Origin of the sequence: Psychromonas antarctica, from assembly GCF_022267535.1 — a bacterium.
Lineage (GTDB): Bacteria > Pseudomonadota > Gammaproteobacteria > Enterobacterales > Psychromonadaceae > Psychromonas > Psychromonas antarctica.
This window is the reverse complement of sequence record NZ_JAHNZV010000013.1, coordinates 36,604-49,684: the sequence shown is the minus strand read 5'-3', so window position 1 is coordinate 49,684 and position 13,081 is coordinate 36,604. Positions and strand designations below refer to the sequence as shown.

Here is a 13,081-nt window from a genome sequence, read left to right as displayed (position 1 = left end):
ATTGCCTACAATAATTAACCTAAAGTATCAGAGATACTAACATAAACTAAAGATGTTAAATAAAAGTAATATCGTTAACAATAAGGCTATTTTCTGCTTGTGAGCTAGAGCAAACCTCGAGCTTTTAATAGAGCAGATTGAAAGTCATCTTCACAGTCTTTAGCGATACCTGGGATCATCTCTCCTTTTGCTGTTTGATCCATTTTGAGATGATAAATAATCACTTCATCACCGAGCTGTTGGATCGGCTTTTCAAATCCGCTTTCTTTAGAAAGTAAGGTTAATAGTTCCATTAAGCTTAATTCTTTATTTTTTAACCAATAAGGTTTTAGTAGTTCAAGTAGTTCATTGACGCGATGTGAGTCCATTGCTTATTCCTTTTTAGGTAAACCACTTAACAGTGGTGGGTTAATGTCTTTTTTACAATGCTAAATTATGACGTAATTCATTTAAAACTTGTTTTGCGCTGGGTTTGATTGCTCGCCAAATTGCAAAACTTTCTGCCGCTTGACCGACCAGCATTCCTAGCCCATCAATCACGAGTCTCGATCCCTGCTCTTTTGCCCAGCTGTTAAATGCGGTTGCTTGCGCGCTATACATCATATCGTAAACTGCTGTTTCTGGATGTATCAGATCAGGACTGATGGGGGGTATTTTACCGTCTAAACTGGCAGATGTTGAATTGATAATAAGATCGAAATGCCCAGATAATTGTTCAAATTTGCAGGCTGTTATTTCACCTACGGGTGTAAAAGTTGCGGCTAGTGTTTGCGCTTTAGAGTGTGTTCGGTTAGCTATCACTAACTGTTTCGGCATCTCTGCGAGTAACGGACCGCAGACTCCTCGGGCCGCGCCTCCTGCGCCCAATAGTAAAATACGAGCATTTTTAAGTGTGACATGGTTGTTTTTAAGATCTAAAACTAATCCCGCACCATCGGTATTATCACCAATAATAAGGCCGTCATCGGTCAACTTCAGCGTATTGACTGCACCCGCCAATGTGGCGCGTTCAGTAAGTTGTTGTGCATATTTAAAGGCTTGTTCCTTAAAGGGCACGGTAATATTACAACCTTTGCCTTGCCCTGCAAAAAAAACATCTAAGGTACCCTTAAAGTCATCAAGGGGGGCTTCTATCGCGTTATAAACCATCTGTTGCGCTGTTTGCGTGGCAAAAAGTGTATGAATAAAGGGTGACTTACTGTGTTTAATGGGATTGCCAAAAACAGCATAGTGATCCATAAAAGCTCCAAAATAAAAGGGGGGTGTACTTATTGCGCTAATTTAGCACTTATTAAGGTGCAGTGGAAATATATACACAAGCGACAGAAATCAGCGTAAACGTTTTCCAGATAGCGCGTCATAAATTTGAGACGGGGTAGGTGATCCGGAAACGGGCGCATCAACAATAGTCGTTAATAATGGCTGATTGGCGAACATATCTGCCACTTGGCGGCTATTTACGCAGGGAGCGAAGCCTGATAAATTTGCGCTTGTGGAGATGATTGGCTTAGCGAACGCTAAACATAACTGCTGAACAGTTGGGTGCGCTGTGACCCGCACTGCAACACTCGAAAAATCACCACTGATTAATGCAGAAAGATTCTTATTCGCAGGGACAACCCAAGTGACAGGGCCTGGCCATGTTTTCTGTATGGTGGCGAATTGGTTGTCATTTAAAGAAGAAAGATCCACATAATTGTCTAGCTGGTTTATATTAGCAGCAATCAAAATTAGCCCTTTATGAACGGGTCTTTTTTTTAACTTGAGAAGATTTACAATGGCGCGATCACAATCTGGATCGCAACCAAGACCAAAAACAGATTCTGTAGGGTAGGCAATAACGCCCTGCGTATTTAATGCGCTCAGGGCGTGCGAGAGATCTATGTTATTCATTTTTCAATGGTCGTCTACATCTTCGCTAATTTAATTTGCAATGCCGCATCTTTGGCTAATACCGCTTTGGCATTTTCAGCGCGATTATCAATAACACGCTGTGCCAATTTGTCATCTGCGACAGCCAGTATTTGCGCAGCAAGGTAAGCTGCATTTTTTGCACCAGCACTGCCGATAGCAACCGTTGCAACGGGCACGCCAGCAGGCATCATAACCGTTGAAAGTAGCGCATCATGACCTTGTAATGGGCCGCAATCAATTGGCACGCCAATAATAGGGCGAGTCGTTATTCCGGCAACGGCGCCCGCCAAATGTGCAGCAAGTCCAGCCGCACAGATGAACACTTTGCAGCCGCGCGCTTCAGCATCGGTGACATAAGCATGAGTCGCTGCTGGGGTGCGGTGTGCAGAGGTTACTTTTGCTTCAAAAGTAATATCAAAAGATTTGAGTACATCAATCGTACTTTGCATGACGGGAAGATCTGAATCTGATCCCATTAAAATAGCAACAAAAGGTTTAGACATAATAATAGTTTCCTTGCAGAGTTTATTTACTTTCGAGAGCGGATAATTATATAGGCTTACTGCGGTAACCACACCCTTTTTTAGGACATATTATGCGGAATGCACTGGCCGTTTTCCGCTCAACCATGATTGGCCAGTGGCAATCTGGGCAGAATTCATTAACAGGTTTGTCATTGACTGCATATTTACAGCTGGGGTAATTATCGCAGGCATAGAAAGTCTTCCCGTAGCGTGACTGGCGTTTAATTAATTGTCCTTTTTTACATAACGGGCAGGAGATACCAGATTGCTCTGGTGTTTTTTCTTTTTGTTGTGAAAGTTGTTGCGTATGCAAGCAATCAGGGTATCCACTGCAACCGATAAATAAACCGTAACGGCTCTGTTTTAAAACTAACTCTTTTTCGCATAAAGGGCAGCTGCTGCCAGCAAGTACTTTTTTTATCTCACTTTTTTCGTGTAAAGGACGTAAATAGTTACATTCTGGATAGTTTGTACAGCCCCAAAATGGTCCTTGTTTACCATTGCGAATATGCAGTACAGCGGCACATTCAGGACAGAGCTCATGTTGGTGGTGGTCAGTATTTAAAGCTTGCATACTTTTGCTCATATCAATGGATAAGCCCATCTTCGTAATCCATTAGCATCGACTCAAGCTGTAGGAACGCATCGCTACTACTCGGATCGTTAAACAGCACCATTAATATTAGCCATTTAAGATCATAAAGTTGCAATGTGTTGATATCCAAAGACATCGCACAATCAATGACTATCTCGCGAGTATGCGTATTTAATATGTCGGCTTCCTCTAAGTAGAAAATATAACCCTGACATTCAATTGATAATCGATATTGTTCGCTGCTACTATAGATACGCAGCGAGCTTGGTTTTGCTAATTGTGTTTTACTTTGTAAATTTTGCTGATGCAGGCTAGCGAGATTATCAAGCCAAGCGAGAGCGCCGGAAATCTCGTTTTTTTGAAACCCCTCCTCCAATAATTCATCGGTGATCTCCTGTGCGTCGAGCTCCATGGTTTGTTCAATTTGCATGTAACTTTCAAACAGATATATGATAACTTCAAACATATTTAGCCTTTCACTTTCAACGAGATAGGTGGTTACTTATCAGCCTGTTGAGTTTGCTAGTTTAATGTAACCTTGTGCTGTTACCGTAATAGTACCAGTTATCTCCAGTTCTATTAACTGATTTTGTAAGCTAAGCAGATCTAAACCGCTACGGCTAAGTAGCTGCTCAAGTGTGGTGAGGTGAAAGTCAATGTGTGCCAGTAGAGGATGTGCTGTTTTCTGATTGTTTTTTGGTTTAGTTATAAGCGGCTTAATAAGGGGGATATGGTTATATTCGTTACAAATGTCTTGTGCATTAACGATTAGTTTGGCCCCTTGCTGAATCAACTGGTGGCATCCGCAGGCTTCGGGATTATCAATTGAACCCGGCAGGGCAAAAACGTCTCTATTTTGTTCCATCGCATAACGAGCAGTGATCAGTGAGCCGCTGCGCTTTGACGCTTCAATCACCAGTACGCCTAAACTTAACCCTGAAATAATGCGATTACGGCGCGGGAAGTTACTGGGTAAAGCGGGGGTGGCGGGGCGGAATTCTGAAACCAGCAAACCATTTTCAATAATTTGTTGCGCAAGTTTGCTATGGCGTTTGGGGTAAATGTTATCCAATCCAGTTCCCAAAACAGCGACTGTTTTACCCTGTTTGTCGAGCGCGCCCTGATGTGCTAAACCATCGATACCGATAGCCAATCCACTGGTGATAGTAAAACCGGCTGCACTTAATGATCCGGCAAACTGATAGGCTTTTTCTTGCCCGTAAGGCGTGCATTGGCGGCTTCCCACTAATGCAATTTGTGGTTGCGATAAGAGCGCGCTATCGCCTTGCAAATAAAGCAATAAAGGAGGACTACTTATTTCTTTAAGTTGTTTGGGATAGAGGGGGCTGTCAAAGCAGATTATCTGTTTGTCGGAGCCTATTTTTAACCACTCTAAACTAGTTTCTATTTGTTGCGGATCGGGGTTGCGTAGTGCGCTAATTTGTTGTTCTTTTAAATTGTAAAGTTGTAATTGTTGTCTGGAAAGATGAAAAATTTGCGCTATGGAATGACGAGAAAGTAATTTGAAAATGGTGCTTTTGGATAGTACTGGAATGCTATCTAATTGCAGCCAATAGTTAAGATGCTGTTCATTATGTAAGATGTTATTTTCTTGTGTAAACAGATCGATTTTAATTATCCTTTATAAGATAACGGTTTTAACCACTTGCCGCGAGCAGCAAGTGGTTACTTATATTAGAACTCTAAACCTTGTATTTTATAGTGAGCGCCCATAACGTTAGTACTGCGCATCACCAGAGCGATACTCACTTTTTCGTAGACTTTGAAGACCATCAGTTCACCGACACGTTCAGCGGGAATCACTAAATCAGAATCACTAAGTTGTGCAAACTTATCGGCATCATCGTGATAGACAATATTATTTTTGTTTACTAACACCCCGGGGCCGGATTGTAATATGGAAAACATAGAGCCAATTTGAATTTTTTCTCGTTTCCCTTTATTGATAACAACCACATCCCACTTACCAATAGCTCTTGCGTTATTCAATGCGGCGAGAATTTGTCCTTGGGTGGAGGCTGGAACTGGCTGAGGTAGGAAAAATGCTGGCATGCTTTCATATTCAGGAATAGGTAAAATTAGATCTCCCTGACGGGCTTCTCTTGCGCTTTTTAAAAAGTCATGTGGAGTGATTTTACTTGTCGCAGTGACATTGGGGTTTTTAGAGACTTGTGAATTGCCAATAAAAGTAAGCTCGGTGCCTAGAAACTCAGCGGTTACAGGATCTCTATAGCGTTCTCCTAAACGGTAAACGCCGTATAATTTATTTTTGTCATATTTCCCCTGCCCATAAAAAACATCCCCCTCAAAGAAGCGCGGAGTCGCGATGGCATCACCTAATAAACGCGGAGCGTCAGCTAGCAATGCGGGATCAATAATATGGTCTTTGGATAAAAAAGCGGAGATTGCCGCAAGCGAAATGGCGGGTATTGCTTCACTTTTTTCGACTAAGCGTGGCGTTGGAGATAATTTCTTCAACTGCTTACGTGCTAATTTAGGCTCACCATCAACCCAGATAAGGGTTAAAACATCGCCAGGGTAGATAAGATGAGGGTTTGCAACTTGGCTATTTGCTTGCCATAAACGAGGCCATAACCAAGGCGTATTTAAAAAATGAGCTGAAATATCCCATAACGTATCACCTTTTACGACAGTATACGTTTCAGGATGATTTTCTTTTAGGGTGATCTGATCGGCAAAAGCACCGATCGAGAGGGCAACACCTAATAAGAAAGCGCTAATTAGTTTGAATTTCATAACAATCCCTGTCTTGTGAGTAATAAAACTGTTTTTTGTGTAAGGAAATGACTAGAATTAATATTCTTTAACGTTAACTATAGAACAAGATAATATCATGGCTTTACTAGAAGTATTACATTTTCCAGACCAACGACTCAGAACAGTTGCCAAAGCTGTCGCTCAGATCACACCTGAGATTAGAGATATAGCTGCAAATATGCTTGAAACTATGTATCAAGAAAATGGCGTTGGTCTTGCTGCAACACAAGTTAATATTCATCAGCGAATCGCTGTTATTGATGTCTCTGAAAGTCGAGATCAACCAATGGTGCTTATTAATCCTTTGATTATAGATAAATCAGGCGAAGAAGTGTCGGAAGAGGGATGTCTTTCTGTTCCTGAGATCAACGCTAATGTTAAACGCTCAGAATTTGTGACATTAGAGTACTTAGGCCTTGATGGTAACACTCGGGTAATAGAAGCCGATGGTTTACTGGCCGTCTGTATTCAACATGAACTGGATCATCTTAAAGGCAAATTATTTATTGATTATCTGTCGCCGTTTAAGCAAAAAAGAATCAAAACCAAACTTGAAAAACTGCAACATCAAAACGACAAGTTTGTATAATATTTGTTCGGCTTTAAAATCTTCACCTATCTCTAAGGCTACTTGTGGAAAAATTAAATATTGTTTTTGCTGGCACGCCAGATTTTGCAGCTCAACATCTTACTGTTTTGCTGGAATCTGAATTTAATGTGGTTGCTGTTTATACGCAGCCAGACAGGCCGGCAGGACGGGGAAGAAGATTAACAGCAAGTGCCGTTAAAGAGGTGGCTATTGCGCATAATATCCCGGTTTATCAACCTCAAAATTTTAAAGAAGCGACTGATGTCGATCAACTTGTCGCGTTAAATGCCGATCTGCTGATTGTGGTTGCCTACGGTTTGATTCTCCCCAAAGTCGTATTAGAGGCGCCGCGTTTAGGGTGTTTAAATGTACATGGCTCTTTATTACCTCGCTGGCGTGGCGCTGCGCCAATTCAGCGTGCTATTTGGGCTGGTGACAGTGAAACGGGGGTCACCATCATGCAAATGAATGAAGGGTTAGATACGGGAGATATGCTCAGTAAGGTGCGGTGTTCGATCAATAGTGATGAGACTAGTGAATCACTTTATGAAAAACTCGCACAACAGGCTCCATTGGCCTTAGTCGATACAATTAAAAAATTGCTTGAAGGTAAACTAAACACTGAGGTTCAAGATGAAAAATCAGCTAATTACGCTAAAAAGCTTAGTAAAACAGAGGCTTTGATCGACTGGTCCTGCGAGGGGGCTTTTATCGAGCGCTGTATTCGCGCCTTTAACCCTTGGCCAATAAGCTATTTTCTGTTATCAGGAGAGGCGGTAAAAGTGCATCAAGCAAGCTTACTTCCTATCATCAGTGAAAAAGATATCGGTACGATTATTAGTGCCGATAAAAAGGGCATTCAAGTTGTCACTGGGCAAGGAGTATTAAACCTTGAGGTGATCCAGCTTGCGGGTAAAAAAGCACTGCCTGTACAAGATATTTTAAACTCTCGCCGTGAATTGTTTGCGCTGGGTACTAACTTACAGCAGCAACAAGGGTCATCAGTATGAGTGTTAGAGCGTTAGCCGCTAAAGTATTAAATCAAGTCGTCGAACAGGGGCAATCGTTATCACAGGCATTGCCGCCAGCTCAGCAAGATCTCTCTCCTAAAGATAAAGCGTTACTACAGCTGTTTTGTTACGGGGTGCTGCGTACATTACCGCGCTTAGATTTTTTCTGCCGTTCATTGATGAAAAAACCGTTAACAGGCAAACAACGGGTAATGCACTTCCTTATTTTAGTGGGATTTTACCAGCTTCTTTATACTCGCATCCCTAGTCATGCAGCTGTCGGTGAAACGGTTAATGGTACTAAAGCACTGAAAAAGCCAGCCCTGAAAGGAATGGTTAATGGTGTACTGCGTAGCTTTTTACGTGAGCAAGAAAGTTTAATCGCGCAAGCAGATAAACAAGATGCACTGGTTTATTGCCACCCTAGCTGGTTAGTTAAGCGCCTACAAGCCGCTTATGGTACTGACCTTGCTGCCCAAATTATGAATGAAAATAATCAACAAGCGCCGATGTGGCTGCGTGTAAATGCACTTCATCATAATCGCGATCAGTATCAAGCATTATTAAGTGCTACTGAGCTGCCTAGCTTTGTTGCGCAAGATGCCGAAAATAGCAATGCCTTGCGCTTAGAAAAAGCCACTGATGTGTATAAGCTGCCCGGGTTTGAGCAAGGTTGGGTTTCCGTACAAGATGGTGCGGCGCAGTTAGCGGCTCATTATTTAGATACCCAAGCAGGCGAATTGATTTTAGATGCTTGCGCCGCCCCAGGGGGGAAAACCGTACACGCTTTAGAGTTACAGCCCGCAATAAAAGAGATGGTTGCAGTTGATGCGGATCAGAAGCGTTTAGTTCGCGTGCAGGAGAACTTAAATCGTCTGCAGTTATCGGCAACGGTTATTCATGGCGATGCATCTCAACCTGATAGCTGGTGGAGTGGTGAGCTATTTGATCGAATTCTTTGCGATGCTCCTTGTAGTGCGACTGGTGTGATTCGCCGTCATCCTGATATTCGCTGGTTGCGCCGAGACAGTGATATTGCAGAGCTAGTTGCGTTACAAAAACGTATATTGAATGCGTTATGGGATAAATTGAAACCTGGTGGCATTTTGCTTTATGCCACCTGCTCTGTTTTGCCTGATGAAAATGAGCTGCAGATAAAAAGCTTTTTACAAAATAGAAGTGATGCCTCATTAATAGCGCTTTCTAGTCAATATAATAGCCAAGCTCATGGGCGCCAGTTACTACCTAATGAAGATGGGATGGATGGCTTTTATTATGCTAAGTTACAAAAAGCATTGTAGAAAATGGTAAACAACTAAACCTGAACTGACTCAGGTTTTGACAGGCTTTTCTTTTACGCCAGTATCACAAACTGCGTTCAATTTTTTCGTAAATTAACAGATGGATAATCGAGTCGCATGAAAATTATTATTTTAGGTGCTGGGCAAGTAGGCGCGTCCTTGGCTGAAAATCTTGTTGGTGAAAATAACGATATTACTGTTGTCGATTCTTCCAATGAGCGTTTACAAGCGTTGCAAGACCGTTTTGATCTCCGAGTGGTACAGGGCAATGCTTCTAGCCCGAGAGTATTAAAAGATGCGGGGGCCGATGATACGGATATGCTTATCGCGGTCACTAACTCTGATGAAGTTAATATGGTTGCCTGTCAAATAGCTTTTACCCTGTTTAACGTTCCTAAAAAGATTGCGCGCATACGTTCACAAAGCATTGTCATGTACGAAAAAGAGCTATTTAATAGCGATGCTTTCCCCATTGATCATATTATTGCTCCTGAAAAATTGGTTAGTGATTATATAGCACGTTTGATCGAACATCCTGGCGCATTACAGGTCGCCAGTTTTGCAGAGGGTAAAGTCGGCTTGGTGGCGATTAAAGCTTATTACGGCGGAACGCTGGTGGGCAATGCCATTTCTGCTTTGAGGGTACATATGCCCAATATCGAAGTACGGGTTGCGGCGATTTTTAGGCGGGGCAAAGCGATAAGGCCACAAGGCACCACTATTATCGAAGCGGATGATGAGGTTTTTTTTATTACAGCGAGCCAGCATATCCGTGCGATTATGAGTGAGATGCAAAAACCAGAACAGCCCTACAAGCGGATTATGATCGTTGGTGGGGGGTATATTGGCGAAAGCTTAGCGAAACGTCTAGAAAAAGAAAATTCCGTTAAACTGATTGAAAAAAATTTAAAACGAGCAGAAGAACTATCTGAAAATCTTTCTAATACCATCGTTTTTTGTGGTAATTCATCGGATCAAGAGTTACTTGCAGAGGAGCATATTGAGCAAATTGATCTGTTTATTGCGGTAACCAATGACGATGAAGCTAATATTATGTCCGCTATGTTAGCGAAACGGATGGGAGCACGTAAGGCGATGGTGCTAATTCAGCGTAATGCCTATGTTGATCTGGTGCATGGGGGCGTTTTAGACATCGCCATCTCTCCACAACAAGCGACGCTTTCTGCACTATTGACGCATGTGCGTAAAGCCGATTTGAAAAATGTTTATTCATTGCGCGAAGGTGTTGCCGAAGCGATAGAGATCGTTGCGCGAGGTGATAGTATGACCTCTAAAGTAGTGGGTAAAGAGCTGGGGCAGCTCAAATTACCTAAAGGAACAAGTATTGGCGCTATTGTGCGTAATGAGGAAGTATTAATCGCACACGATAACACTGTAGTCGAAACAGACGATCACGTTATTTTGTTCCTAGTAAATAAAAAGTTTATTAGTGATATCGAAAAATTATTCCAACCTAGCCCCTTCTTTTTATAGCGCAGGGTCACTTTTATGGTCTACCGTCCACTCATTTTTATTACCGGTTTGGTACTGTCAAAAATGGCAGTCTTTATGTATTTCCCAATGGCCCTGGCGTTTTACAATGGCGGGTTAGGGGGGGTTGAATTTTTATCGGCAATTATTATTACTCATTTGGCTTCCTTCATTTTTATTTTTTTAGGCGGGGAGGAAAACCGTTCGCGCTTAGGTGTGCGCGAAATGTTTTTATTAACCACTGGGGTTTGGGTCTTAGCCAGTCTATTTGCCGCTTTACCCTTTGTACTCATTCAACATATCAGTTATAGCGATGCTTTTTTTGAAACAATGTCAGGCATTACCACGACGGGTAGTACGGTATTACATAATTTAGATACTATGCACCCAAGTATTTTATTATGGCGATCTATTCTGCAATGGTTAGGTGGTGTCGGCTTTATTGTCATGGGGGTAGCTATTTTACCTTTTTTAAACGTCGGTGGTATGCGTCTATTCCAAACAGAGTCTTCTGATTGGTCGGATAAAGCGGAATCAAAAACACGTAATGTAGCGATTGATATCTTACTTGTTTATCTTATTTTAACGTTATGTTGTTTTATCGGTTATCGTGCTTCTGGAATGAGTGGTTTTGATGCGTTAAATCATGCTATGACGACTATCTCAACAGGTGGTTATTCAACATCGGATGGCTCAATGGGCCATTTTTCTGTCGGTGCGCATTGGAATGCCATTATCTTTATGTTTCTCGGGGGCTTACCTTTTTTACTCTTTATTCGAGCCTTTAATCACCGTAACTTTTTGTATCTTATTAATGATGCGCAGGTTATCGGTTTTATTAAGGTGATTGTTGTATGCACTGCAAGTTTAACAGCTTATCTGACTTTAACGGGTCAGTTTTCCTTTTCTGATGCAATCAGATTAAGCCTATTCAATGTTGTTTCTGTGTTGACAACCACTGGATTTGGCCTAGATGATTTTATCACTTGGGGAGATTTCAGTGTCATGGTTTTCTTTGGTTTACTATTTTTTGGGGCTTGCTCGGGTTCAACTGCGGGGGGGATGAAAATATTCCGTTTCCAAATTGCGATGAGTTTATTAAAGCGTCAACTGATGTTGCTGATGCACCCACATGGAATCTTCCCACAAAAATACAATAACCGCACCGTGAGTGATGAAATTTTACGCTCCCTAATCGCTTTTGTTCTGGCTTATCTTGCCACTATTATTGTCGCCACGCTGTTATTGACGCTGTTCGGGGCGACCTCTATGGTTGCTTTGACTGCCGCTATCACTGCGGTGTCTAACGTCGGTCCTGGGCTTGCTCCATCAATTGGCCCATCGGGTAACTTTGCTGATTTCCCTGATATTTCAAAATGGATATTATCTGTTTGTATGTTGATGGGGCGCTTAGAAATACTCACCGTGGTGGTGTTATTTACCCGTCATTTTTGGCGTCGCTAGGTTCATAAAGTAGGTTTGCCTGTGCCACTAATGTATCAGGTAATGACTTTTTGATCGGCGCGCCCATCTCTTTTAAGTTCTCGGCTTGGGAAATGATATTCCCTTGTCCTTGGCTTAACTGTTTGAGTGCATGATCATAACTGCTTTGTGCCTTCCCTAGCTGAGCGCCCAGATCGAGCAGGTTTTGAGTAAAAAGACGTAGTTTGTCATATAATTTCCCGGCCTGCTTGGCAATTAAACGACCATTTTTTTCTTGCTGTTCAAAGCGCCACAGATTTTCAATGGTGCGCAATGCAATCATCAAGTTAGTCGGGCTGGCAAGTAATATGTTGTTATCAAGTGCCAGCTTCACAAGCCCTCTATCGTGCTCAATCGCGGCAATAAAGGCGGGCTCAACGGCCACAAATAAGAGTATGTAATCGAGGCTATTGGTACCGATTAACTTTTGATAATCTTTTTTGCCTAACCCTTTAATATGCTGACGAACCGAAAGAATATGGGCCTGCAAGGCTTCCTGTTGCGTTTGTGTTGAATCTGCATTAAAAAAACGTTCATAAGCCACTAATGACACTTTTGAATCAATAATAATATTTTTATTTTTTGGCAAATTAACAATGACATCAGGTTGTAAGCGGTCACCATTGTCATTTTTAAAGCTGCTTTGTGTGTGGTACTCATGGCCTTCGCGCAGTCCTGATGACTCTAATATCCGCTGTAAAATAACCTCTCCCCAGTTGCCTTGTTGTTTATTATCGCCTTTTAATGCATTGGTCAAGTTACTGGTCTCTTGTTGCATTAATTCATTCAGTTTTGCTAGTTTAGAGACTTCATTTTGTAGGTTGTAACGCTCTTTACTTTCACTTAAATAAAAGTGGCTGACCTGTTGTTTGAACCCTTCCAGCTGCACTTTTAATGGGCTAAGGAGCTGATTCAGGCTGTCTTGATTGAGAGCCTTAAACTGCGCTGATTTATCATTAAAAATACGTTGTGATAATAATTCAAACTGATCACCTAGTTTTTCTTCGCTTAATTGCTGATCACGTAAACGCTGTTCGCCGCTCTGCAAGCGCACCTCTGATTCACGTATTCTTGTTGTAAGTTTATTCACTTGCAGTTGTAACGAATCGATACGTAGCTGTTTTTCTTGTAGTTGCTCTTCTTTATCGAGGTTAAGCTCCATCTGAAAATGCAAAGCTTGCTCGCTTAATTCAAGTTTTAAATTAAGGGCGCTGCGGATCTGCTGAAAATGGATATAGAGGTAAAGGGAGAGCAGGGTAAGTAGAACAATGGCTGCTAACAGACTGTATAAGGTGGCTTCATTTGATAGAGAGATCATTAGTACTCTGATTTTTAAAGTGAAACACAATCGTTTTATTACAACGATTCCAAAATAA

Annotated in this window: 14 protein-coding genes; 5 read left to right on the top strand and 9 right to left on the bottom strand. The window is 41.9% G+C overall.

All coding sequences use genetic code 11. From position 1 onward, the window contains the following. Positions 1-104: 104 nt before the first annotated feature. The 8 genes from KSO91_RS05580 to KSO91_RS05545 all read right to left on the bottom strand — a co-directional run bounded on the left by KSO91_RS05580 (position 105) and on the right by KSO91_RS05545 (position 5,811). Positions 105-368: a DUF1040 family protein gene (locus KSO91_RS05580; RefSeq protein WP_238741963.1), complete on the bottom strand. Its 264-nt coding sequence runs from the start codon at positions 366-368 to the stop codon at positions 105-107. A 52-nt stretch (positions 369-420) separates the two neighbouring features. Next, positions 421-1,239 (bottom strand): shikimate dehydrogenase, encoded by an 819-nt coding sequence (gene aroE, locus KSO91_RS05575; RefSeq protein ID WP_238741962.1) that lies wholly within the window; start codon positions 1,237-1,239, stop codon positions 421-423. Between the two features lie 90 nt (positions 1,240-1,329). After that, positions 1,330-1,893, bottom strand: a complete 564-nt coding sequence (gene tsaC, locus KSO91_RS05570; protein WP_238741961.1) for an L-threonylcarbamoyladenylate synthase type 1 TsaC — start codon at positions 1,891-1,893, stop codon at positions 1,330-1,332. A 14-nt stretch (positions 1,894-1,907) separates the two neighbouring features. Continuing rightward, positions 1,908-2,417, bottom strand: a complete 510-nt coding sequence (gene purE, locus KSO91_RS05565; RefSeq protein WP_238741960.1) for a 5-(carboxyamino)imidazole ribonucleotide mutase — start codon at positions 2,415-2,417, stop codon at positions 1,908-1,910. 46 nt (positions 2,418-2,463) lie between these two features. Then, entirely contained in the window at positions 2,464-3,042 is a 579-nt protein-coding gene (locus tag KSO91_RS05560; protein ID WP_420830936.1) for a DNA topoisomerase family protein, read from the bottom strand. Next, positions 3,026-3,499, bottom strand: a complete 474-nt coding sequence (locus KSO91_RS05555; RefSeq protein ID WP_238741959.1) for a Smg family protein — start codon at positions 3,497-3,499, stop codon at positions 3,026-3,028. The genes KSO91_RS05560 and KSO91_RS05555 overlap by 17 nt, the downstream gene beginning before the upstream one ends. A 39-nt stretch (positions 3,500-3,538) precedes the next feature. Continuing rightward, positions 3,539-4,603, bottom strand: coding sequence for a DNA-processing protein DprA (dprA, locus tag KSO91_RS05550; protein ID WP_275113915.1), 1,065 nt, complete (start codon positions 4,601-4,603; stop codon positions 3,539-3,541). 125 nt (positions 4,604-4,728) lie between these two features. Next, complete coding sequence (locus KSO91_RS05545) at positions 4,729-5,811, bottom strand: LysM peptidoglycan-binding domain-containing protein (protein WP_238741958.1); 1,083 nt, start codon at positions 5,809-5,811, stop codon at positions 4,729-4,731. A gap of 97 nt (positions 5,812-5,908) precedes the next feature. Here KSO91_RS05545 and def point away from each other — a divergent pair, with 97 nt between their 5' ends. The 5 genes from def to KSO91_RS05520 all read left to right on the top strand — a co-directional run bounded on the left by def (position 5,909) and on the right by KSO91_RS05520 (position 11,687). Beyond that, the gene (def, locus tag KSO91_RS05540) at positions 5,909-6,421 is read left to right on the top strand and encodes a peptide deformylase (RefSeq protein ID WP_238741957.1); all 513 of its coding nucleotides are present in this window, start codon (positions 5,909-5,911) and stop codon (positions 6,419-6,421) included. Positions 6,422-6,465: 44 nt separating this feature from the next. Further along, on the top strand, positions 6,466-7,431 hold the full coding sequence (gene fmt / locus KSO91_RS05535; RefSeq protein ID WP_238741956.1) for a methionyl-tRNA formyltransferase: 966 nt from the start codon (positions 6,466-6,468) through the stop codon (positions 7,429-7,431). Then, positions 7,428-8,732 carry a 16S rRNA (cytosine(967)-C(5))-methyltransferase RsmB gene (rsmB, locus tag KSO91_RS05530; protein WP_238741955.1) on the top strand — a complete coding sequence of 435 codons (1,305 nt, stop codon included), beginning with the start codon at positions 7,428-7,430 and terminating at the stop codon, positions 8,730-8,732. Before fmt ends, rsmB begins: the two co-directional genes overlap by 4 nt. Before the next feature lie 117 nt (positions 8,733-8,849). Continuing rightward, positions 8,850-10,226: a Trk system potassium transporter TrkA gene (gene trkA, locus KSO91_RS05525; RefSeq protein WP_238741954.1), complete on the top strand. Its 1,377-nt coding sequence runs from the start codon at positions 8,850-8,852 to the stop codon at positions 10,224-10,226. A 15-nt stretch (positions 10,227-10,241) separates the two neighbouring features. After that, positions 10,242-11,687 (top strand): TrkH family potassium uptake protein, encoded by a 1,446-nt coding sequence (locus KSO91_RS05520; protein ID WP_238741953.1) that lies wholly within the window; start codon positions 10,242-10,244, stop codon positions 11,685-11,687. Here KSO91_RS05520 and rmuC read toward each other — a convergent pair. Beyond that, on the bottom strand, positions 11,662-13,023 hold the full coding sequence (rmuC, locus tag KSO91_RS05515; protein WP_238741952.1) for a DNA recombination protein RmuC: 1,362 nt from the start codon (positions 13,021-13,023) through the stop codon (positions 11,662-11,664). The two genes, KSO91_RS05520 and rmuC, sit on opposite strands and share 26 nt — an antisense overlap. Positions 13,024-13,081 lie beyond the last annotated feature (58 nt).